This is a genomic window from Postechiella marina, from assembly GCF_039538365.1.
GTDB lineage: Bacteria > Bacteroidota > Bacteroidia > Flavobacteriales > Flavobacteriaceae > Postechiella > Postechiella marina.
Genome location: NZ_BAABCA010000001.1, coordinates 326813 through 352163, shown reverse-complemented (window position 1 = coordinate 352163; position 25351 = coordinate 326813). Strand labels below are relative to the sequence as shown.

The following is a 25351-nucleotide window of genomic DNA, read 5'->3' as shown; positions in this document are numbered from 1 at the left end:
AGAGTATGTTTGCTTTTAAATATACATACCTATGAAATTATATAACTTATACTTTTTATTAGCAATTACATTATTTATTACACCTGCTTTTGCTCAAAATAGCATAGCAAATATACCTTTACCAGAACATTTACAAGATGGTACAACATGGATTTTTCAAGAGGAAGTATCAGACGATTTTAACTATAAGTTTTCTGCTCAAAACAAAAAAGCTAATTTTGGTGCAAATAAAAAATGGGTAAACTTTTACCAAAGTAAATGGGATGGACCAGGCACTACTTATTGGAAATACAACCACGTTGCTGTAGATGGTAACGAACTTATAATATCTGCTTCTAGATGGAAAGGTAAAAAGGAAGCCCAACCAAAAGCATTAAAGTTTAATAAAATGAATAAACCTCATGGAGGTATAAGTGCTGGTTGTATTACATCTAACAAAACAGTGATATATCCTGTGTTTATAGAATCTAAAAGTAGCGTTGCAAATATTGTTTTAGCATCGGATGTATGGTTACTTAGCCCTGATGCAACACAAGAAATAGATATTATGGAATGTTATGGCGGTAAAGAACCAGGTAACAGTTATTTTGCAGAATCTATACATATTAGCCATCACTCTTTTATAAGAAAACCGTTTACAGATTACCAACCTAGAGACAAAGGCGCGTGGTATAAAAAAGAAGGAGTAAGTGGTTGGGGAGAATATTGCTGGAATAATGGTGATAGAAAATATGTAAAAACTGCTGTTTACTGGAAAAGCCCTGTGCATTTTGAATATTATATTGATGGTGAATTGGTTCGCGTTCTTTTTGATAAAGCAGTAGCAACCAAAATAAATGGAAAATGGGAATATGGATATCCAACTATGACTAATGGCAAATTAGACCAAGCACATGGAAAGCAAAAAATAACACCATTTGAAATTACTGATATTTATTCTTTTGATATATTAAAAAAAGCTAGCGAAACTTCAAGAGTAAGCATTATTGATCCATACGAATATCAAGGAGGTAAAGGTTTTACTAAACCATTAAATATTATTATTAATCTAGAATCTCAAGATTGGCATGTTACCGCGGGCAGAACACCAACAGATGCAGATTTAAACAACCCAGAGAAAAACACCATGAAAGTAGACTGGTTTAGAGTGTTTAAACCTAAGTTTTAAAAGCAAATTTTATTAAGTAATTATTACTTACTTTTTAATTACATTCGCATACTTAATTATAATTATGCACTATGTACTCTAAAGTTATTGCTTTTATGCTCTTTTGCTTTTCCGTTAAAGCGCAAACAAATATTACCATTTCTGGTACTGTACAAGAAACAAACACGACAAATAGTGTAGCATACGCAAACGTTGTTTTAAAAACTAAAAAAGACAGCCTATTTGTTACAGGAACAGCTACTAACGAGTTTGGCTTGTTTAAGTTAGAACAAGTAAACTCTGGCAACTACTATATAGAAGTATCTAGTATAGGCTACATAACCAGCAAGACACCTGTTTTTGTTGGCAAACTTTCTGAATATATAAACGTTAAAACCATAGAACTAACAGAGGATATTACAAGCTTAAAAGAGGTTGTTATAGATACAAAAGTAGATGAAGTGAGTTCTAAAATGAATAAAAAGTCTTATACTTTAACAGATAATATTAACCAAAGCGGAGGTTCTGTTTTACAAGCCATGCAAAACTTACCAAGTGTAACCGTACAAGAAGGCAAAATAAAACTGCGTGGAAACGATAAAGTTATAGTACTTATTGATGGTAAACAAACTGCGTTAACAGGATTTGGAAGTCAAGAAGGTCTAGACAATATTCCGTCTTCTGCAATCGAAAAAATTGAAATTATTAATAATCCATCTTCTAAATACGATGCCAATGGAAATGGAGGTATTATTAATATTATCTACAAAAAAAATAAAAAGCAAGGCTTTAATGGTAAGATAGGTTTTACTGGTGGCTTAGGCGCCTTGTGGGAGCGAAAAGAAAACTTACCAACTATTAGGCCACAGTATACTGCTACTCCAAAACTAAACCCATCTTTATCTTTAAACTATAGAAAAAATGATGTTAATATTTATTTTCAAGGTGATTATTTATATACAGAAACCTTAAATAAAAACGAATTTGTTACAAGAACTTACGATGATGGTACTATAATAAAACAACAATCTAAACGAAACAGAGACACTAAATTCACTACGCTAAAATCTGGAATAGATTGGTTTTTAGATGAAAAAAACATCATAAATTTTTCTGCTTTATACGGTACCGAAGTTATTATAGATAAAGGTGATCAACCTTTTTTTAATGAGGATTTAAGCGAACGTTCTAGGTTATGGCAATTTCTAGAAGATGAAGTAAAAATAACAGCAATAGCAAGCGCCAACTATACACATAAATTTAAAGAAGCGGGACACAACGTAACTCTTGGGCTTAATTATACATTTCATCGTGAAGACGAAAAGTATTTTTTTGATGATATTAGGCCAACAACCATTAGTTACGATTCTTTCAAACTGCTCTCAGACGAGCAGGTTTACGATTTCAATCTAGACTACGTAAAACCATTAAAATACGGAAAACTAGAAACGGGACTTAAACTTAGAAAAAGAAATATACCTATTAACATGCAATTTTTCCCAGGAGATTTTACTCCTATTGATGTTGATGCTGGCGGAAAAGCAGAATATAAAGAACTTATACCTGCTGTATATGGAAATATTGTTTTCGAAAACGAAAATTATGAAGCCGAAATTGGTTTACGTATAGAGTACGTAGACTTAAACTACCAAGTAAATCCAAACCACAATACTTACTCCAGCGGTGGTTATGATTATTTTGAGCCATTCCCTAATGTAAGGTTGGCTAAAAAAATAGATGAAAACAATAAAATATCTGTTTTTTATAATCGTCGAGTAGACAGACCAAACGAAGTAGACATTCGTATATTCCCAAAATATGATGATGCTGAAATTATAAAAGTTGGAAACCCTAATTTACGTCCGCAGTTTACAAATTTAATAGAATTAGGCTATAAAACAGATTGGGAGTCTGGTAGTGTATATACTGCGATATACCATCGTTTTGCCAAGGGTACCATTACAAGAATATCTAGTACTGTAAATAACGATCCCTTAATTTATGCTATTTTTCAAAATGCAGGAAAAAGCACCAATAGTGGTCTAGAAATAATTTACACACAAGACGTATCAAACCTATATTCTTTTAATTTAAATGCTAATGCTTATAAAAATAAAATTGATGCTTTTAAAGTTGTAAACCTCTACCCTACTGAAAACACTTTTTCGGCCGAGAAACAAAAAATCACTTCTGGAACAGTAAAATTAAATAACACTTTTCATTTTAATAAAAAATTAGATGCACAATTAACCGCTAGTTATTTGGCTCCAGATATTATTCCGCAAGGTAAAATACAATCTATGTTCTCTATAGATTTAGGGATGAAAAAATCTATTCAAAAAGGTAAAGGCGAATTATTTTTTAACATTACAGATGCGTTAAACACTATGGTTGTTAAAAAAGAAATTAAAGGTGAGACCTTTAGTTACACAAGTAATAATTATAACGAAACACAAGTATTACGCTTAGGTTACAACTATAAATTTTAATTTTTTTACAAAAACACTAAGTATAAATACAGAGTATTAACGTTAAAGTAAGAAATATTTTATGTAGTATCTTTGGTATTAATATCCTTTTGATATAAATTTGGCATCCAAATGGTAAAAGTATTTTATAAATATCTGTTTGTTTTTAGCATCCTGCTTATATCTGGATTTGCTATACTTATGGCTAATGCTGAGATAAACAGTATACATAAAAATACTAACGATGCTGTTATTAATACACATCAAATCGTAAAATCTCTTTTTTTCTCTTCTACCAAAACTCATAATAAAAGTAAATCTTTTATAGAATATATAGATTTTGAGGATATTGAAGAAAATAATGAAGAAGAGTCTAGCAATAAACCGCTTTCTTTTGGCAGCATAACTACTGCCATTTTTTATGCGCAAAAACTAATGTTTACTTCTTGTAAAGTACAAGAAAACACATTATACATTAAATACTTTTTTAGCGATACATCTTTAAGATTACATGCTAAATTTCAGGTTTTTATAATCTGATTCTACTCAATATTAGGAGGTTGCTTACTGCAATACAACTAATTATTAATTTATATTTTTAACTTTTAGGATATCCGATTTTTTCTAATCCATTCGGCATGTCCTAACATTCCATTCAATAATTACATCAAATAAATCAAACAAATGATAAAAAATGCCATTTTCATGAGCCTGTGCATGCTTATGATTTTTTCTAGCTGTGAAAAAAAACACGAAAAGAAAACAGAAAACGTTAAGTTTCTAATTACCAAACCTATAAAAAAAGATACTTCTATTACAAAAGACTACGTAAGTCAAATACACTCTATACAACATATCGAATTACGAGCCTTAGAAAAGGGGTATCTAAAACAAATATTTGTAGATGAAGGAGCCTATGTAAAAAAAGGGCAACGCATGTTTCAAATTTCTCCAAATGTATATAAAGCTGAATTAGAAAAAGCTAACGCAGAGCAACATGTTTCACAAATAGAACTTAAAAACACAAAACTTTTAGCAGATGGTAATGTAGTATCGCAAAACGAACTTGCTTTAGCTCAAGCCAATTTAGAAAAAGCCAAAGCCGAAGTTTCACTGGCAAAAACGCACCTAGGTTTTACAGATATTCGCGCTCCTTTTGATGGTATAATAGACCATTTAGAAGTTCGAAAAGGCAGTTTACTAGACGAAGGAGAATTGCTTACCACACTCTCTGACAATAGTAAAATGTGGGTTTACTATAATGTACCCGAAGCCGAATACCTTGATTACATAATGAGCAAAGATAAAAATGTAAAAAAAGAAGTTAAGCTCCTGCTAGCAAACAATAAAGAGTTTAACCAAACAGGAATTGTAGAAACCATAGAAGGCGAATTTAATAGCGAAACCGGAAATATTGCCTTTAGGGCAACCTTTCCTAATCCCGACGGTATTTTAAGACATGGTGAAACTGGAAGTGTTTTAATGACTGTGCCTTATAAAGACGTCCTTATTATACCTCAAAAATCTACGTTCGAAATTTTAGACAAAACCTATGTATTTGTAGTAGATGAAAATGATATCGTTCACCAAAGAGAAATTAATATTAGTGCAGAATTACCACATCTATTTATTGTAGATAAAGGACTAACCGAAAATGATGCCATACTGTTAGAAGGTATAAGGATGGTTAAAGACCAAGAAAAAATTCATGTTAAAATGGTCAATCCAACTTCAGTTTTATCAAACCTAGAGCTTTACGCAGAGTAATGCTTATTTAATCTACAAAAAATCATGTTTAAAAGATTTATAAAAAGACCCGTTTTGGCAATTGTCATTTCGGTAATAATCGTATTTGTAGGAAGTCTTTCTATTAAGCAACTTCCTATTTCACAATTCCCACAAATTGCACCAACCACAGTTAATATTTTTATTGCATATCCTGGTTCCAGCTCCGAAGTACTGGTAAATTCAACTTTAATACCGTTAGAAACCGCCATTAATGGTGTTCAAGGTATGCGTTACATTGCTTCTGATGCTACAAGTGCTGGTGAAGGAACCATTCGAGTAATATTCGAACCTGGTACAGATGCTAATGAGGCGGTAGTTAGGGTAAAAACTAGAGTAGATCAAGTGATGCCTTTATTGCCAGAACTTGTACAGCGCGAAGGTGTAATTATTTCACCTATTCAGCCTAGTATGCTAATGTACGTTAACCTATCTAGCTCAGAGAAAAATAATGACGAAAAATTCCTCTACAATTATGCGTACACAAAAATAATTCCAGAAATACAACGTATTAATGGTATTGCAAGTGCTAAAATTTTAGGAAGCAGAAAGTATGCTATGAGAGTTTGGTTAAAACCAGACCGTATGCGAGCTTACAATATATCGGCAGAAGAAGTGCTTGAAGCTATGGAAGAGCAAAGCATTTTGGCTAGGCCAGGTCGTTTAGGACGAAGTTCTGGTATTACATCACAATCCTTAGAATATGTTTTAACCTATCAAAACCGTTATAATGAACCCGAGCAATATCAAGATATTATTGTGCGCGCCAATAAAGAGGGCGAAATAATAATGCTAAAAGATATTGCAGATGTTAAACTAGGAAGTGAGTTCTTTGATATTTATTCGAATTTAGACGGTAAACCTTCAGCATCAATTGTATTAAAACAAACCTTTGGTAGTAATGGTAGCGAGGTTATAGACGCTGTAAAAGAAAAATTAGCAGAACTTGAAGAAGAGTTACCACCTAATGTAGATTTTCAAATAAGTTACGATGTTTCTAACTTTTTAGATGCATCTATAGAGCAAGTAATCCATACGCTTAGAGATGCATTTATTCTTGTTGCTATTGTGGTCTTTCTGTTTTTAGGAGATTGGCGTTCTACTTTAATTCCAATTATTGCAGTGCCTGTATCTTTAATTGGTGCTTTTTTTGTTATGCAACTTTTTGGGCTTTCCATAAACTTAATAACCTTATTTGCCTTAGTTCTGGCCATTGGTATTGTGGTAGATGATGCCATTGTGGTGGTTGAAGCTGTGCATGTTAAAATGGAAGAAAAACATTTAAGTCCGTTTAAAGCATCGTCAGAAGTTTTAGGAGAAATTGGTGGTGCTATTATAGCCATTACACTAGTTATGGTTTCGGTATTTATACCTATTTCGTTTATGACAGGACCTGTTGGTGTGTTCTACAGACAGTTCTCAATAACTATGGCTGGTGCTATTTTAATTTCTGCACTTGTAGCCTTAACATTAACACCTGTTTTATGTGCCATGTTACTTAAAAATAATCATGGCAAAAGAAAAAAATCGTTAGTCGACCGTTTTATAGATTGGTTTAATGGCGGTTTCGAAAAACTTACTGGTAAGTACGTTAAAATTTTAAATAAAATTGTGGCGAGGCGTGTAGTTACCTTCGGGATGTTAGGCTTGTTTTGTGTTGGTATTTATTTTACAAATAAGGTTTTACCTGCAGGTTTTATACCAAATGAAGATCAAGGTATGATTTACGCAATTATTCAAACACCACCAGGAGCTACTTTAGAGCGCACCAACGAGGTAGCTAAAAAACTTCAGAAAATATGCGAAGAAAATGAAGGTGTAGAGTCTGTGTCTTCTTTAGCAGGTTACGAGATTATGACCGAAGGTCGAGGCTCTAACGCTGGTACATGCTTGATTAACTTGAAACCGTGGTCCGATCGTCATCATTCAGTTCATGAAATCATGGAAGAACTGGAAGAAGAAACTAAAAATTTAGGTGCTGTTATTGAATATTTTGAGCCACCTGCTGTTCCTGGATTTGGATCTTCGGGAGGATTTGCAATGCGTTTGTTAGATAAAACCAATTCTACCGATTACCACAAGTTCGAAAGTATTAATAATGAATTCATGGAAGCGTTATCTAAACGCAAAGAGCTTTCGGGCTTGTTTACATTCTTTTCTGCTAATTATCCGCAATATGAATTGAAGATAAACAATAAAATTGCCATGCAAAAAGGTGTAACCATTGGTAAAGCCATGGAAAACCTTAATATTTTAATTGGTAGTACTTACGAGCAAGGATTTATTCGTTTTGGTCGCTTCTTTAAAGTGTATACACAAGCAGCACCAGAATATAGAAGGCTGCCTACCGATTTAGAAAAACTATTTGTAAAAAATGAAGAAGGCGAAATGGTACCATACTCTGCTTTTATGAGTATAGAGAAAAAATTAGGGCCAAATGAAATTACACGTTACAATCTTTACAATTCTGCTTCTATTAGAGGTTTGCCTGCTGCAGGTTTTACAAGTGGCGATGCTATTAATGCTATAAAAGAAGTAGCAGCGCAAGAGTTACCAAGAGGTTACGATATTGCTTGGGAAGGCTTATCATACGACGAAGCTAGTAGAGGTAACGAATCTGTTTTCATTTTTATAGTCGTTTTGGTTTTTGTCTATTTTGTTTTAGCAGCGCAGTATGAAAGTTTTATACTTCCGTTAGCGGTAATATTATCGTTGCCTGTAGGTGTTTTTGGTTCATTTTTCTTATTAAAAATAATGGGATTAGCAAACGATGTTTATGCTCAAATTGGAGTTATAATGCTTGTTGGTTTACTTAGTAAAAACGCGGTGTTAATTGTAGAATATGCTGTGCAAAAGCAAAGGCAAGGCGCTACCGTTTTAGAGGCTGCTATTGAAGGAGCAAAGGCCCGTTTTAGACCTATTTTAATGACCTCTTTTGCATTTATTGCAGGATTAATTCCGTTAATAATAGCAACAGGTGCAGGTGCAATTGGTAACAGAACTATTGGTGGATCTTCATTAGGTGGTATGCTTATAGGTACGCTTTTTGGCGTTTTAGTTATTCCTGGATTGTATTACATTTTTGCAAAAATGGCAGAAGGAAGAACGCTTATTAAAGATGAAGCGCTAGAACCACTTTCAGAGGAGTTTATTAGAAAAAGTGAACAGAAAAAACAATCGCTAACTAATGAAGAAAGTATAAGTAAGTTGAGAAAACTGATTAAGAAATTAACCAAAACAAATGATGATGCATAGTGTAAATAAAATGATAAAAATGAAAAAATACTTTGTAATAGGTCTTTTATCTGTGGTTTCGTTATACTCATGTGTACCAACAAGAATGGTGCGTGAAGCAAATATGGAAATGCCAGAACAGTTTATTGACCAAGATTTAGACTCTACAAACACAGCCCATGTAAAATGGAGGGACTTTTTTTTAGACACTAATTTAATACGCTTAATAGATAAAGCTTTAGAAAATAATCAAGAGCTTAACATCATGTTACAGCAAATTGAAATGGCCAAAAATGAGGTTAAAGTAAGAAAAGGGGAATATTTACCTTTTGTAAATGCTTACGCTGGGGCAGAAGTAGAGAAAGCTAGCGAGTTTACTAGAAATGGTGCTGTAGAAAAAAACTTGAATATACATGAAGCAGAAGCTTTTCCTGAACCTTTACAAAATTATTCTATAGGACTTTCTGCATCATGGGAACTTGACATCTGGAAAAAACTTAGAAATAGTAAAAAAGCAGCTGTTTTAGAGTATATGGCATCTATTGAGGGTAAAAACTTTATGGTTACAAATTTAGTGTCAGAAATTGCCAATTCTTATTATGAATTGTTAGCCTTAGATAGCCAATTAGCTATCATTAATAAAAATTTAGAATTGCAAAAAAACGCATTAAAAATGGTTAAAATTCAAAAAGAAGCAGCACGAGCAACCGAATTAGCTGTAAGAAGATTTGAAGCCGAAGTTTTAAAAAATCAAAGTAATAAATATAATATTCAACAAAAAATAGTAAAAGTAGAAAATGCTATTAATTTTTTAATTGGTAGTTACCCTAAACCTATTTCTCGAAACTCTGATTTATTTATAAATAAAAACATGCCATATATTAGTTCAGGAATTCCGTCGCAATTATTACAAAACAGGACAGATATTCGCCAAGCAGAGTTAGAGCTTTCGGCAGCAAAACTAAACACCAAAATTGCAAAGGCTAATTTTTATCCATCAATTGATATTTCTGCTAGCATAGGCTTTAAAGCTTTTAAACCTAAGTTTTTAAAGGATACACCAGAATCGCTAGTTTACTCTTTGGCTGGAGATATTGTTGGCCCATTAATTAATAGAAATGCAATTAAAGCAGAATACGCCAATGCTAATTCTAAGCAATTACAAGTTGTTTTCGAATATGAAAAAACAATTTTGAATGCCTATATTGAAGTATCTAATACATTAAGCAATATAGAAAACCTAAACAAAAGTTATGCTTTAAGAGACAAACAGGTTAAAGCTTTAAACGAATCAATTGATATTTCTATGAAGCTCTTTAAATCTGCTAGAATAGAATATACCGAGGTTTTATTAACCCAACGAGAAGCTTTAGATTCTCAAATAGAAATTATTGAAACCAAAAAAGAACAACTACTAGCTCATGTAAATATTTACAAAGCTTTAGGTGGTGGTTGGAATTAAATAAAATAATTACCACATAATTTACTAGCTTAGTATTTTCTATAATTTAAGAATAATATTAAGCTAGTTCTTATTTTAAAATTTATTAAATATACAATGAATACAAAGCTTGACATATCATATCTAGGACACGAAATTCTAAGAAAAAAGGCTTCTCATATGTCTAACGTTTTAGATAAAAATTTTCAGCAACTTATAGATAATATGCTGTTTACAGTAAAACAAGTTAATGGTTTGGGTATTGCTGCTCCTCAGGTTTATCAATCTAAACGCATGTTTATTATAGCATCAAAACCTAGTAAACGTTACCCAAATGCTCCAGAAATGGCACCAATAGCTATTATTAATCCTGTAATTTTAAATCATTCCGAAGAAAAAATAAAAGATTGGGAAGGTTGCTTAAGTATTCCTGGTATTAGAGGCTTAGTACCTAGATATAAATCTATAGATGTAGCATTTACAGATAGAACTGGAAAACAAATTACACAAACATTTAACGATTTTGTAGCTCGTATTTTTCAACACGAACTCGATCATTTAAACGGAATTGTATTTTTAGATCAACTAGATTCTAATAAAGATATTATTACAGAAAAAGAATATCAAAAAATAGTATCCAATCTATAACACCAAACACTTTGCTAAAGTATCTTCGTAAATGGCTTCGTATTGTGGTACAATTTGATGCAAATCAAACTTCAAAGCTTCTTTTCTTGCGTTGTTTTTAAAGGTTTCAAGCCTTTTTTCGTCGCTTAAAATATGAATTGCATTTTTAGACATTTCTTCAATATCTCCAACATTACTTAAATAGCCAGAAACCCCATTAATATTAACTTCTGGTATACCTCCAGTATTACTAGAAATTACAGGAACTCCAGACGCCATAGCTTCTAGTGCTGCTAAACCAAAACTTTCGGTTAACGATGGTAGCAAAAATAAATCACTAAAACATAATATTTTATCGATCTCGTTACTTCGTCCAAAAAACACGACCTTATCTGTAATACCTAAATCTGCACATTGCTTTTCTACCTGTTCCTTTTCTGGGCCTTCGCCAATAAACATTAACTTTGCTGGCAATTCTTTTTGAATATTATTAAACACACTTATTACATCTTGCACACGTTTTACAGGGCGTAAATTACTAATGTGTGTAATAATTTTTTCATGATCGTTAGCCATCATTCCTCGTTGGCAATCTGTAAAACCATGATTGTATTTTTCTAAATCTATAAAATTTGGCACCACACTAATAGTGTTTTTTATATCAAACAAACGTAATGTGTCGTCTTTTAAACTTTTTGAAACAGCTGTTACAGCATCAGATTTGTTTATGCTAAATGTTACTGCTGGTTTATAAAATGGATGACTACCAACTAAAGTGATATCTGTACCATGAAGTGTAGTAACTATTGGCACATATATGTTTTCTTCAATAAGCATTTTTTTTGCCATATAAGCAGCATAGGCATGTGGTATAGCATAATGTACATGTAAAATTTCTATACCATGTAGTTTTACCATATCTACCAATTTACTAGATAGCGCCAACTCGTAAGGCTGATAGTGAAATAAAGGATATTCGGGTACATTTACTTCGTGGTAATGTACATTATTACTTAGCAATTCTAACCTTACAGGCTGGTTGTAAGTTATAAAATGTATCTCATGTCCGCGCTTAGACAATTCTAAACCTAACTCTGTAGCCACTACTCCACTGCCTCCAAAAGTTGGATAGCAAACAATTCCTATTTTCATATTTTAATTTATAAGTCTCTTAAGTTTTTAAACTTGAAATACTTTTAGTCTTCTATCGCTTCGTAAATTAAGCGCTGAATTTCTGTTCTTATATTTTCTCTAAGTAATAAATTTTTCCCTGCGTTTGGATACGTTCTATTTGCCAAAAACACATATACTATTTCTTCCTCTGGATCTGCCCAAGCATATGTTCCTGTAAATCCAGAATGCCCAAAACTAGTCATAGATACACAACCACATGTTGGCCCTACGTCTCCTAATTGAGGTTTATCAAAACCAATACCTCTTCTATTATTTTTATCGCAATAATAACAGGTGTTAAATTTGTTAACCGTTTCTGGTTTTAAATAACGTTTACCACCATAAAATCCTTTTTGCAAATACATTTGCATAATCTTAGCCACATCGTTTGCGTTACTAAAAACTCCTGCATGTCCTCCTACTCCATTTTGCATAGCTGCTCCCATATCGTGCACATAACCTTGTACTTTACCATATCTATAATAAGTATCGACCTCTGTTGGAACAATATTTTTATTACTTATTTTTCTATATGGATTATACATACTATAATTTGCTCCTAAAGACTCATAAAAATGGTCTTGAATTAACTCGTCTAATCCTTTGTCGTAATAATCTTCTATATATTTCTTTAAAATGTAATATGGAAAATCGCTATAGCGATACCTTAGGCGATCTAACAGCTCACTATCTTTAATTATTTTAGGTATAGAATCCTTATAATCAGACCGTAAGTATAAGTTTTTAAACACTTCTAAATTATATGCTTTACTCTTTGTTTTTCTGTAATATTTTAAACTTGGTCGTTTTGTTAAAGAATCTAGAGTATGGTAATAAAACGGTTCCCAAGGACGTAATCGTGCATAATGAGATAACATATTTTTTATAGTAATATTCGCTTTATTAGACCCTTTATATTCTGGTAAAATTGTAGCTAATTTAGAATTTAAAGACACAACACCTTTTTCTTCCATTTCCATTAAAAGAGGTAATGTTGCTAATATTTTTGTTAATGAAGCTACGTCGTAAATATCATTAAACTTTACTTTTGTTTTGCCTTCGTAGGTATGTTTACCAAAGTTTTTATTATAAATAACCTTACCTTTTCTCGCTACTAAAAGCTGAATTCCTGGTGTCATTTTGCCATTTACAGCAACTAGAGCAATCGAATCTATTCTATTTAATTTGGCAGAATTCATCCCTACACGTTCTGGAACAGTATATCCTAAACGTTTAATACCATTATTATAAATACCGTCTCCAACCTTAAAAAAAGGATTTATTGAAACTGGCAATCTTCCTTTTGATGCTATGGCGCCAAAAATAAGTTGTGCCGATTTTTCTTGAGCTATTTTACTATTTTGATAACTAACAACAATACTTTCTATATTTTCTACACTTTTTAAATCTAAAAGCGCATAGGGCTTTACAAAAACATCCAAAACAACCTGATGATTTCTAGCTATTTCGTACAACCAAACTAACTCTTTGTTAGAAAAGTTAGAGCTTTTCCATGGATTTGCATTAGAACGGTGAAACCCCACTACAACCGTGTTATAACTGTCTAACTTTCTTAATAAACCATCAAGGTTATCGTCTTTAACCTCGTGTACTTTACCGTATTTTTTTAGTTCGTTAAAAAAAGTAGACCCACTATCGTCCCCTAATTTAACATAGGCAATTTGCTTTGTTTCTAACTGACGAAATGGTAACAAATCATTTTTATTTTTTGTTACTGTAATGGCATTTTCAAATAATTCTTCGTACAAAATATCGTCTTTAGGTCTATTTAAATCTTTAGATAGATTATATAAGCCAATAGGCGAATATTTATGTAAACCAACTTTATATTTAGCTTGAAGAATTTTTTTAACAGATAGTGCTAACCGTTCTTCAGAAATAGCCCCATTATTATAAGCTTCAATAATTTTAGAAATCCCTTTACCAACGTTTTCAGACATTAACATAACGTCGTTTCCTGCTAGAAATGCAACTAAATCTATATCGCCAACCTCTTTAAAATCTGCAGCACCTTTCATGGTTAAAGCATCGGTAAAAATAAGTCCCTTAAAACCTAACTCGTCTTTTAAAATATCTGTAACAATGTGTTTTGATAGAGATGAAGGGTAGCCAGAAGGCTCTAAACTAGGTACATTTAAATGCGCAACCATAACGCTAGACAATCCTTCTTTTATTAATTTTTTATATGGATATAACTCTATTGAATCTATTCTCTTTTCGCTAAAATTAATAGTTGGTAATGCTAAATGAGAATCTGTATCTGTATCTCCATGCCCTGGAAAATGTTTTGCATTAGCTAAAACCCCAGCGCTTTGCATACCTTTCATAAAAGCAGAAGCTTTATCTGTTACATTATCTCTATCTTCTCCAAACGAACGATTACCAATAATAGGGTTTTTAGGATTGGTATTAATATCTACAACTGGTGCAAAGTTAAAATGTACCCCTAAACGTTTACAGTGCTCTCCTATTTGTCTACCTGTTTGCTCTACTAGCTTATTATCTTTTATTGCACCTAACGTCATATTCCAAGGAAAAGCATAAGTAGAATCTAAACGCATGCTTAATCCCCATTCTGCATCCATACCAATTAGCATAGGTAATTTAGAGAGTGCTTGCAATTCGTTATTTAAACTTGCTTGCCTATTAGGACCTCCGTTAGAGTAAATTAAACCGCCAATATGGTGTTGTTTTATTAAGTTTACTAGCTTGTTTTTTGTTGCCAAGTCTTGATTAGACATAACTTGTACCATATAAAGTTGTCCTACTTTTTCTTGTAAAGACATAGAAGAGTACACACTGTCTACCCATTTTGTTTGAGCCTCTACATCCTTTGTTAATAAAGGATTTGTAGATGTTTGACTATAAACAAATATGATAGTAAAAAAAGAAAATAGGCTTATATAGATTTGACGCATAAAAGGATTATTTGAGTCTGAATAGTATTTTGTATTAATAATACTAATAATCGTGCCAAATTAATACTTTTATAAAGAAGATAAAAAGACTTTAAGATAGATTTATAAATAAGATTATTGCTTAATCACCATCATTATCTGTTGGCAATACAGATACAGATAAAATACTTGCTGCATCAACAGAAAAATATTTAACTAAATTAAAAAGAGAGTTGTATAAAGCCTCTACGTTAGGGTCTTCATTCTCTATTGCTATATATAAATTTGTATTTATAGCGTCGATATCTCTATATACCTCTGTAAAGGTTTTATTTATTTCGTCAGATATTTGAGAGTTCCCAGAAATATCATCTACAATTTCAGAAAAATTAACTGTACTAAGAGTGTAAACATGTTCTACTTCTTCTACTGTACTTTTTATTAATTCTAAAGAGTTACCACTTCTAAAAGCTTCTAAAGATTCTATTGTTGCACTACTAGAATCCTCTAAGCCAGCAGGTTTACCTACTTTAGTTACACGAATAACATCCATAATATTTATTACTTGATTAAAAGATAAACAACGTGCGTTTTCTGTACAAGAAATAGATGTAGCATTAATAAACACATCTTTATAATCTTGTTCCCAAAATTCTATTAATAAATTAGCTTGTCTTAAAACATCTTGGGCAACACCCAACATATAATTTACACGAAACTCATTTTCTTGAAGCATTAATAATGCCTTATTAGAATCTTGATTATAAAACAACAAATACTCTAAAGTAGCAAGCCCCTTTGCTACAGTACTTTTAGAACTTAAATACGCTGCATCGTAATTAGCCTTTTCTTCTATATTATTTTCTATTAATGTAGGATTTACAGGAAAATTATATATTATAATATCGAAAAATTGGGCTTTAACTGCAACCATATTATACACTCTTGTTTTAGAGAATGCCTGGGTTGTTTTTAACCATTGCTCTTGTAAAATACTAAAATTACTAGCTGACGGTTGGGCTTTAAATGTATTAACATACTTAATATATTTTTCGGTTTCTACTTTAAAGTTACTAATTGAAGGAGCAATATTTACATTATAATAATCTGAATGAAATGTATCTATAGCAGTCGTTTCGTCGTTGTTATTACAAGACATTGTAACTAATAATAAAACAATGTAAAAGGCAATATCTCTTTTCATATTACAAAGATTTTAAAAAACTTAATACTTGTTGGCGTTCTTCTTTATTTAAATTCATAAAATTAGTTTTAGAGGTTTCGGCTTCACCAGCGTGCCACAAAATAGCTTCTTCCATAGTTCTAGCTCTGCCATCATGCAATAAAAAAGTATGATTGTTAACCTCTTCAATAAGGCCTATTCCCCATAATGGTTGTGTACGCCACTCGTTACCATTTGCTAAAAAATCGGCTCTGTTATCTGCCATACCTTCTCCCATGTCATGTAATAAAAAATCTGAATATGGGCGTATTGTTACCTGTTCTATTTGAGGTAACAAAGTATAATTACTCGTTACAAAATTATCTATATGGCAGCTTACACATGCTAAATCTTTAAATAACTGCTTTCCTTTTAATACATCTAATGTTTTAAAATCTCTTCTTTTAGGTACAGATATTGATGCTTGATAAACCATCATTCTACTTAATTGTTTATCTGGAACTTCTACAGTATCGCCCTCGTTTATACCATTGCTTAATTTAGAACAGTCTACACCATCTGGACAATTCTCGTTAGGAAAAAGAGTTGTGGTTAGTCCCATATCGCCATTAAATGCTGCTGATACTTGTTGCTCTAATGTTGGTTGGTTAGCTTTCCAACCAAATTTACCTATCGTTGTTTTATTCTCCCTTATGTTCCAAACTCTATTGGCTTTACCAGAAATACCATCGCCATTGGCATCATAAATATCTTCGTTATTTAAAATACTTTGATCGCTTAAAGCATCAATAAAACCTAAACCTATAACTTGTTGCCCTACTCTTGGTGATTGTTGTGCATGACCTATACTTCCATAATTTAGGTTAGAAATGGTATAATTTGGTTTTCTTAATTCGTATGGTGTTCCATCGGGATACTCTCCACTAATAATTTCAAAATTTACATTAATATCACCTTCTTTTTCAATTCCTAAATTAGAGTCGTCTTGAAGCTGATCTCCATAATTAGACAAGCCTATAGGCCCAGTTATTTCATTATTACCACTACTTAATCTTAATAAAAAACCTTCGGATCCTGCACTATTTTCTAATAGCGGTTTTCCTCTTCCGTCTCTTAAATGACAGGCACTACAAGCTCTAGCGTTAAATATAGGTCCTAATCCGTCTCTAGATGTTGTAGTTGCTGGTGAAGACACCCAACTTTGGTCGAACATAGCGTTTCCTACTCCAAAAAAAGCTAGTTCTTCATCTGATAGTTCTGGTATTCCTCTACCAAAAGCCTTATCGGCTGTAAAGGCTTCTATAGATAAATATCCTACTAAATTCTCTTCACCTAATTCGTAATTTAAATCGATATAATCTTGATCTGAAAAGTTATCTGACTGACATGATAGAATAAAAATAAGTAAGATAAAATATATGGACTTCATATAATTAACAAAATAATAAAAACAGAAAACTGAAGTACATATTATGTACTTCAGTTAAAAAAATAAATATAATTCTTTTAGTTGATGGTAATGTTAATTCCTAAAGCAGATGCAGCATCAGAAATTGCAGAACCTTGAGCTTTTAAAGCTGAAGATAATTGACCTGCTGGACCATTAGAACCTAAAGTTTCTTCGCTTATAATTTCATCAAAATTTTTGCCTAAACCTAACAAAGTATTTAATTTAGATACTGTTTCTGATGCTTTTGTACTTAGTATAGAAGCAATTTCTTCGTTTTCGTTATTTACTAAACTTATTAAAGATGTTCCAGATATTACATTACCACTTTCGCTTGTATAACTTCCAACAATAATATTATTAATTCCGTTTACGTTAGCCCACATATCTTGGTTTGTATTATCAGAAAAACAAGAGTGCTCGTTCTCTTGACCTTCATCAATAGCAGGATCTATACGCTCTAAAGCTACCTCTCCATTTGAAATAAAACCAATACCATTTAAAATATTTGCTAAAGCAACATCTTCGTCTAATGCCTCAAAAGTAGCACGATACGATCCGTTAGACTGCCATGTATCGTTTAAGTCTTTTAAATCTTTAACTAATAAATTGGTTACAATTTGCAAATATGTTTTTCTTCTTTCGGCAAAATCTTCAGTTGTATAATCTTCAAAACTTCTGTTTCCAGAAACAGTATAGTTATCTGTTGTATGGGTTATTGGATCGTAATTTAAGTCTTGCCCCCAAAGTAAAAATTCTATAGCATGCCAACCTGTAGATATGTTATCATCTTTCCCTTCTTCATTCTTTGCTACAATATTAGCTTCAGTTAAATTGAAAGTAGTATCGCCAATTAATCCATTTTGAACCACACCACCAGTTGTATTAAACACATAATCAATATAACCTTCATCCAAAGGCCATGCATTAATTTGACCTTCTGTACCTAATAAATCATCATTATCAATAGGTCCGTTAGCTTCTCTATAAGCCTCTGTTTGACCGTAATAATCTCTTGCATACAACCAAGCATCTCTTGCTTCTTCTAAAGTAGTTACACTTGGGTCTGCTATAAAAGCATCAATTTTAGTTTTCATAGTAACTGCAGTAGTATAAGAATCTGCATAATTTGCTGATGCTATCTCTGCATATGTTTCTATAAATTCTGATTTTTCAACTTTTGCTTTGTTAATATTATTATCGTCATCGCTTGAACAAGAAGCTATTAATAATGTTGCAAATAGTAAGTAAGTTAGATTAGTAATTTTTAGTTTCATTTTATTTTTATTAAGACTTATTATAAATAAGATGCAAATATAAATTCTATTTTAAATAAAAAAAACTTTATTCAGAATAAATCTAAATAAAGTTTTTTTAAATCAGCTTACATCTAAAAAAATATGTAAACTAATAATTTAAGTCTTATTTTTATTAAAAACAGAAAACTATTCTATTAAATCAATATGTCTATCGTGGTAACCTAATAAATAAAGTACACCATCTAAACCTATACTAGATATAGAGCTTTGTGCGTTGTCTTTTACTTTAGGTTTTGCATGAAACGCAATACCAAGACCAGCAAGATTAAGCATTGGCAAATCGTTTGCCCCATCTCCTACTGCAATTGTTTGGCTAATATCTATACCTTCTTTTTTTGCTATTTCTCTTAAGTATTCTGCCTTTTTATTACCATCTACTATTTCGCCAAGATAACCACCAGTTAAGGCTCCATCTTTAATTTCTAATTGATTGGCATATACATAATCTATACCTAACTCTTTTTGTAGGTAATGGCCAAAATAAGTAAAACCACCAGAAAGTATTGCTGTTTTAAATCCGTAGCTTTTTAGAGTATCTATAAGGCGTCTTGCTCCTTTTGTTATAGGTAAATTAACTGCTACATTTTGAAGTACATCTTCGCTTAAGCCTTCAAGAAGCTTCATTCTACGCTTAAAGCTTTCGTTAAAATCTATTTCGCCTTGCATAGCAGACTCTGTAATAGCTTTTACTTTTGCACCAACACCAGCTAATTCTGCAAGCTCGTCTATAACTTCGGTTTGTATTAATGTAGAATCCATATCAAAACAAACTAGGCGTCTGTTTCTGCGGTAAATATTATCTTCTTGAAAAGCAATATCTACATCTAATTTATGGGAAATATCCATAAATTTTTTGGTAAATTCTGTTTTATCTTCTATTTTTCCTCTTATAGAAAGTTGAATAGAGGCTCTTGGGTATTTTTCTTTTTTTGCTAAAGATAAACGTCCCGTAAGCCTTTTTATAGAATCTATATTTAAATTTTTTTCTGAAATAACTTTGGTTACTTCTGATATTTGTTCTGCCTTAAGTTTTTCTCCTAAAATGGTAATTATGTATCGATCTTTACCTTGTAGTCCAACCCAATTCTCATAATCTTTATGAGAAATTGGTTTAAACTTAGCAGTAATACCAAGCTCGTAAGCTTTAAAAAGTAAATCTTTTAAAACCGATGCCGATTTTTTTCCAGATTTAATTTCAAACAAAATACCTAAAGACAATGTGTCGTGTATGTTTGCTTGTCCTATATCTAATACTTTAGCGCCATACTCGGCCAAAACACATGTTAAGCTTGAAGTTAATCCTGGTTTATCTTGTCCCGAAATGTTTAATAAGAAAATATCTTTAGCCATAATTTTATTTACACTTTTTAGCAAGTTGTAAAAATCATTATTCTAATTGATATATGAAAATTTTTTTAGATTTAATAGCTCTGCAGCTTTAAGATTTAAAGTATTAATACTAAAAGGCTAAAATTGCAAGAAACTATTTAAGAAATCTGCTGTGCCAACTCTCGCTTGCAGGGACTTCCCAATTTTCTTTAAACTCTGCAACATTAGCTACAAGGTTATTAAAAACAATCGTTTTTTTAGATACAGCCTTATCTTTTGCCATTTTTTTAAAATCTATAAGCGATTTGTAAGCGATGTATTCGCCTTGCTTATAAGACACATTCATTTTATCCATTAAGTCGACATTATAATCTTTTTCTAATTGCTGAATAAAATGAACAGACGCATCTATAGAGCATCCTGTTGCTGCATTTAAGTTTTGATTTAAACCTAATATAATAAAACGCTTATATTTTAATTGATAACCTGCTTGCAAGTCGCTACCATGTGCTGTCCAATTGGTAATAAACACGCTTAATTTTGCATTTATTTCTTCTATTTCTTGTTCTGAAAAAGAACGATTAGCTTGGAATATCCAAACTCTAGATTCTCCTGGTAATGTATTAAAATCTACTAGCATTTTTTTATTTTTTAAGATGATATTAATGTGTTTAACTAATATTTATCTTACTTGTTTTGATTATAAAGATTGAGATTCTGCAATTAATTCTGCTATATCTAAAACTTTAATTTCGCTTTCTTTTTCTTTAACTTTTACTCCGTCGCTCATCATAGTCATGCAGTATGGACATGCTGTTGCTATTATTTCTGGGTTTGTTTTAAGTGCGTCTTCTGTGCGTAATTCGTTAATTTCTTTATCGCCCTTCTCTGCATCTTTAAACATTTGCGCGCCTCCTGCACCACAACATAATGCGGTAGATTTACTTCGTTTCATTTCTAGAAGTTGTGCATTTAGTGTTGCTAAAACATCGCGAGGTGCATCGTATTCTGAGTTTGCTCGTCCTAAATAACATGGATCGTGAAATGTGATACGTTTACCATTAAATACACCGTCTTTTATATCGAGTTTTTTAGTTTCGATTAATTCTTTTATAAATTGTGTGTGGTGTACAACATCGTAATTACCTCCTAAACTTGGGTATTCGTTTTTTAAACAGTTAAAAGAATGCGGATCGCAGGTTACAATACGTTTTATCTCGTAGGCATTTAAAACCTCTATATTCATCATGGCTTGCATTTGAAACAAAAACTCGTTTCCTGCTCGTTTTGCTACATCGCCAGTATTACTTTCTTCTGTGCCTAAAACTGCAAAATTAACATTGGCTTTGTTTAATATTTTTACAAAAGCTCTTGTTATTTTTTTTGCTCTATCATCATAACTTCCTGCGGAACCTACCCAAAATAAAATGTCTGGTTGTTTGCCTTGTGCCATGAACTCTTCCATGGTTGGTACGTTTAGTTGTTCGCTCATATTTTTTAGTTTATGATATTTTAAAGTTTGTTTAAGAAATTATGTGGTGCTTAATCCTAAACTTTATTTTTAAACTTTAGTTGGTTTTGCGTTAGGGATTGAGGTTATTGTTGAAGCTCTTTTTGTGTTGTTGCACCTATGCAACACAAAAAAGCGACTGCCGAAAGCCCGACCCTTGTGGTAACGCCCTTTTTATTTTTTTACTCGTTTTTCCAGTTTAATCTATCCATTTGGTTGTATGGCCATGGTGCACCATTGTTTTCTATGTTTGTCATCATGTTGTTTAGCTCTGTTGGTGCTGCGCTTTGCTCCATAACTAGATAACGTCTCATTTCTATGATAATGGATAATGGATCGATGCTTACTGGACAAGCTTCTACACAGGCATTACAACTGGTACATGCCCAAATTTCTTCGCTGGTTATATAATCGCCAAGTAGTTGTTTACCGTCGTCTTTAAATTCGCCTTTGTTGGCGTCGATGTTTTTACCTACTTCTTCTAGACGGTCTCTAGTGTCCATCATTATTTTTCTTGGCGATAGCTTTTTCCCTGTTAAATTAGCTGGGCATTCGCTTGTACAACGCCCACACTCTGTACAGGTGTATGCGTTTAGTAATTGTACCCAATTTAAATCTTGCACATCGCTAGCTCCAAATTTTTCTGGTACTTCGTCTTCGGTTCCTTCTGGTGTTGCTGCAAATGGATCTGCGTTTGGATCCATCATCATTTTTACTTCTTTGGTTACTGCTTCTAGGTTGTCAAACTGTCCGTTTGGTTTTACTTTACCATAAAACGTGTTTGGAAATGCTAATAAAATGTGCAAATGTTTAGAAAAATATAGGTAATTTAAAAATACTAGTATACCTACAATATGAATCCACCATGCAGTTCTTTCTATACCATGTAGTGCTGTTTCTGACATTCCTGAAAACCATGGCGCTATAAATTGACTTATTATATTACCTGAATTTAGGTCTTGAAAATGCGTGTCGGTAGCATTCATTACCAAGAAAAGGGTCATTAACACCATTTCGAAGTACAGAATAAAATTACCATCGTTTTTTGGCCAAGCTGTCATTTCACTTTTCCAGAAACGTGCTAGTTTTATAACATTTCTACGTATCCAGAATACAATTACTGCTACTAACACTAAAAGTGCCAACACCTCGAAAGTACCTATAAAAAAGCCATATAATGCAGTTGGTAAAACGCTTAAACCTATACGGTGTGTACCAAATAAACCGTCTATTATAATTTCTAATACTTCTATATTAATTATAATAAAACCTACGTATACTACAACGTGTAAAAAACCTGAAACAGGTCTGCGTACTAATTTAGATTGCCCAAGAGCTATCTTGGCCATGTTTTTCCAGCGTTGGGGTTTGTTATCGCTAACATCTACGTCTTTACCTAGCTTTATGTTGCGAGCTAATGCTTTTACGTTTTTTACAAAATAACCTATACCTGCGATTAGTATGATTGCGAAAATAATATTTGGTAAATATGCCATTATTTAGTTTAGTTAGTTTTTTGGTTCTTTTTAGTTAGTTTCTGGTTCTTTATAAGGGATTTCTTTTTTAGATAAAATTCTGGTGTAACGGTTTGGATGCAATTTAAAATCTAACAATAAAGACTCCAACTCTTTTGTTGCGCCTTCTAAATTGTTATATAAATTATCGTCTTTTAAGAGTTTACCCATTGTTCCTTTGCCTTTTTGTAGGTTTGCTAAAATGGCGTCGAAGTTTTTAAGTGTAGATTCTAGATTTTTTACGGTTTGCCCTAAATCTGATTGCGAAAGCGATCCTGTTATTTTAGTTAAATCGTTTGATGCTGTTTCTGCATTACTTAGCACAACGTCTATTTTAGATTGATTACTTTTAAGTAAACCATTTAAAGAATTGGAAGTGCTTTTAAAAGACTCTACGGTTGTTGTTAAACCCGCTATACTACTTTTAAGGTTGTTTTTTGTTTGCTCATCTAAAACATCATTTAAGTTTTTTAGTAAACTATCTGCACTACCCATGGCGCTTTCTATTTTGGCTTGCAATGGCGTAAGTTTTTGGTTTACTAATTCGCTTAAGCCTGCTTTTACCGTACCGTCTAGAAAATCGCCATCTTCTGCATTTACAGCCCCGTCAAAGGCTGGCATTATAGCTACTGCTTTACCTCCAATTAATCCTGCTTCGTACAACTCTGCTTTACTATTTTTTGAGAATTGATAATTGTTTTCTACCAAAAGCTTTACTAATAATTTACCAGAACCATCGTCCTTAAAACCTATATCTATTACCTTACCTACGTCTAATCCATTAATTGTTACTGGTGTAGATGGTATTAAACCTTCTACATTATCGTACTCTACGTAATAAACTCTAGAAGATCCTAATATATTTTCGCCCCTTAAATAGTTTATTCCAAAAATTAAGAGGGCAATGCCTACTAGTACTAAAATGGCTGTTTTTACTTCTTTCGATATTTTCATCTATTAAATGCTATTTGCTTTAAAAAGGTGAGATGTTTTACTCGCAATAACCACATTTAATATGTTTAAAATATATTTGGTTATGCTCATTACAAAAATCTAATTTAGGTATTACAAATTTAAAATAATTTTAAAAAGAATACCGATTTAATTAGATGTTGTTTTTAAAGCTTCTGATAATGGTATTTTTTTACCGTCTTTAAAAGCGACAATAAAACAAGTGCTATAGCCCTTTTTCTTAGCTGTAGTAAGCATTTCGGTTATTTTACTATAATTAGAAGTATTGCCATAAAAATATTTATACAAACTTCCTTCTTTTAATAATGAGATGTCTGATAGTCCCTTAAAATTATAAGCTTTTGTCGCCAATTTCCTAGAGCTAGCTGCTATTTGTACTTTAAATTTTATGTTATTATATACTTGCGAATTATTATTTTCTAAACTTTGCTCTTCTGTATTTACAAAAACATCGTTGTTTGCACCTAAATTTAATGTCTTTTTATATTCTAAAATACCATTTGCTATTTCTCTAGCCATTTCTTGTTGTCCTCTTCTAGAATTTAAATAAGCGCCTTCTTTTTTATAGGTTAAAAAACCAGTTTCTATTAAAACACTTGGCATATACGTGGCGTGTAACACCCAAAAAACGTCTTGTTTTACTTTTCTATCTTTTCGCTTTAATTTAGTAATAATTTGTTTCTGAATTAAACTTGCAGCCAATATACTTTGATCTAAATACTCCTCGACCACCAACGATGATCCTATTAAAGACTCTGGCGAGTCTGGATTAAAGCCTTTATATTTTTCTTGATAATTATCTTCAAGATAAATTACAGCATTCTCTTTTTTTGCTACTCTTAGGTTTTGAGCAGATTTTTTTACTGCCATTACAAATGTACCAGCACCAAAGGCTTGCGATGTGTGAGAATCGCAATGTACAGATATAAATAAATCGGCATCTACTCTATTTGCTATTTTTGGACGTTCGGCTAGTTCTATAAAAACATCTGTTTTTCTGGTATAAACAACCTCTATACCTGGTACTTTTTCTAATTGCTTACCTATCTCTAAAACAATTTTTAAAGCAATATCTTTTTCTTTGTAGCCACTACCAAGGTTACCAGGGTCTTTACCGCCATGGCCAGCATCTAAAACCACAACAAATTTGTTTATTAACTCTTTTTCATTAGTATTTGTAAATGATAAAAATGTTAATACTATTATAATTAATACGAAAAATAATGTTTTGGGCGTTTGCATATGTGTTTAACGTCTAAAAAGCTCAGTTTATTTAAATTTTAA

18 protein-coding genes are annotated in these 25351 nt (G+C 32.1%); 7 read left to right on the top strand and 11 right to left on the bottom strand.

The window, feature by feature from the left end:
- Positions 1 to 31: 31 nt before the first annotated feature.
- From ABD715_RS01425 to def, 7 genes are all read left to right on the top strand, one after another.
- A complete protein-coding gene (locus ABD715_RS01425; RefSeq protein WP_344786210.1) occupies positions 32 to 1168 on the top strand; it encodes a LamG domain-containing protein in 1137 nt (378 codons plus the stop codon).
- 71 nt (positions 1169 to 1239) lie between these two features.
- A complete protein-coding gene (locus ABD715_RS01420; RefSeq protein WP_344786208.1) occupies positions 1240 to 3636 on the top strand; it encodes a TonB-dependent receptor domain-containing protein in 2397 nt (798 codons plus the stop codon).
- A gap of 111 nt (positions 3637 to 3747) precedes the next feature.
- Complete coding sequence (locus ABD715_RS01415) at positions 3748 to 4155, top strand: hypothetical protein (protein ID WP_344786206.1); 408 nt, start codon at positions 3748 to 3750, stop codon at positions 4153 to 4155.
- Positions 4156 to 4299: 144 nt separating this feature from the next.
- The gene (locus ABD715_RS01410) at positions 4300 to 5382 is read left to right on the top strand and encodes an efflux RND transporter periplasmic adaptor subunit (RefSeq protein ID WP_344786204.1); all 1083 of its coding nucleotides are present in this window, start codon (positions 4300 to 4302) and stop codon (positions 5380 to 5382) included.
- A 24-nt stretch (positions 5383 to 5406) separates the two neighbouring features.
- Positions 5407 to 8655 carry an efflux RND transporter permease subunit gene (locus ABD715_RS01405; protein ID WP_344786203.1) on the top strand — a complete coding sequence of 1083 codons (3249 nt, stop codon included), beginning with the start codon at positions 5407 to 5409 and terminating at the stop codon, positions 8653 to 8655.
- A gap of 10 nt (positions 8656 to 8665) precedes the next feature.
- Positions 8666 to 10096 (top strand): TolC family protein, encoded by a 1431-nt coding sequence (locus tag ABD715_RS01400; RefSeq protein WP_425567948.1) that lies wholly within the window; start codon positions 8666 to 8668, stop codon positions 10094 to 10096.
- Positions 10097 to 10192: 96 nt separating this feature from the next.
- On the top strand, positions 10193 to 10723 hold the full coding sequence (def, locus tag ABD715_RS01395; protein WP_344786199.1) for a peptide deformylase: 531 nt from the start codon (positions 10193 to 10195) through the stop codon (positions 10721 to 10723).
- Here the strand turns inward: def and bshA are convergent.
- The 11 genes from bshA to ABD715_RS01340 all read right to left on the bottom strand — a co-directional run bounded on the left by bshA (position 10718) and on the right by ABD715_RS01340 (position 25309).
- On the bottom strand, positions 10718 to 11854 hold the full coding sequence (bshA, locus tag ABD715_RS01390; RefSeq protein WP_344786197.1) for an N-acetyl-alpha-D-glucosaminyl L-malate synthase BshA: 1137 nt from the start codon (positions 11852 to 11854) through the stop codon (positions 10718 to 10720). The genes def and bshA overlap by 6 nt on opposite strands.
- A gap of 44 nt (positions 11855 to 11898) precedes the next feature.
- A complete protein-coding gene (locus ABD715_RS01385; RefSeq protein ID WP_344786195.1) occupies positions 11899 to 14814 on the bottom strand; it encodes a serine hydrolase domain-containing protein in 2916 nt (971 codons plus the stop codon).
- Between the two features lie 121 nt (positions 14815 to 14935).
- Positions 14936 to 15997 carry an imelysin family protein gene (locus ABD715_RS01380; protein ID WP_344786193.1) on the bottom strand — a complete coding sequence of 354 codons (1062 nt, stop codon included), beginning with the start codon at positions 15995 to 15997 and terminating at the stop codon, positions 14936 to 14938.
- 1 nt (position 15998) lies between these two features.
- A complete protein-coding gene (locus tag ABD715_RS01375) occupies positions 15999 to 17405 on the bottom strand; it encodes a di-heme oxidoreductase family protein (RefSeq protein WP_344786191.1) in 1407 nt (468 codons plus the stop codon).
- A gap of 77 nt (positions 17406 to 17482) precedes the next feature.
- On the bottom strand, positions 17483 to 18700 hold the full coding sequence (locus ABD715_RS01370) for an imelysin family protein (RefSeq protein WP_344786189.1): 1218 nt from the start codon (positions 18698 to 18700) through the stop codon (positions 17483 to 17485).
- Positions 18701 to 18868: 168 nt separating this feature from the next.
- A complete protein-coding gene (gene serB, locus ABD715_RS01365; RefSeq protein WP_344786187.1) occupies positions 18869 to 20092 on the bottom strand; it encodes a phosphoserine phosphatase SerB in 1224 nt (407 codons plus the stop codon).
- 133 nt (positions 20093 to 20225) lie between these two features.
- Positions 20226 to 20711, bottom strand: a complete 486-nt coding sequence (locus ABD715_RS01360) for an ABC transporter ATPase (protein WP_344786185.1) — start codon at positions 20709 to 20711, stop codon at positions 20226 to 20228.
- Positions 20712 to 20771: 60 nt separating this feature from the next.
- Positions 20772 to 21563: a (Fe-S)-binding protein gene (locus ABD715_RS01355; protein ID WP_344786183.1), complete on the bottom strand. Its 792-nt coding sequence runs from the start codon at positions 21561 to 21563 to the stop codon at positions 20772 to 20774.
- 200 nt (positions 21564 to 21763) lie between these two features.
- The gene (locus ABD715_RS01350; protein ID WP_344786181.1) at positions 21764 to 23077 is read right to left on the bottom strand and encodes a 4Fe-4S dicluster domain-containing protein; all 1314 of its coding nucleotides are present in this window, start codon (positions 23075 to 23077) and stop codon (positions 21764 to 21766) included.
- A gap of 30 nt (positions 23078 to 23107) precedes the next feature.
- A complete protein-coding gene (locus ABD715_RS01345) occupies positions 23108 to 24049 on the bottom strand; it encodes an MlaD family protein (protein ID WP_344786179.1) in 942 nt (313 codons plus the stop codon).
- Positions 24050 to 24196: 147 nt separating this feature from the next.
- On the bottom strand, positions 24197 to 25309 hold the full coding sequence (locus ABD715_RS01340; RefSeq protein WP_344786177.1) for an N-acetylmuramoyl-L-alanine amidase family protein: 1113 nt from the start codon (positions 25307 to 25309) through the stop codon (positions 24197 to 24199).
- Positions 25310 to 25351: the final 42 nt, after the last annotated feature.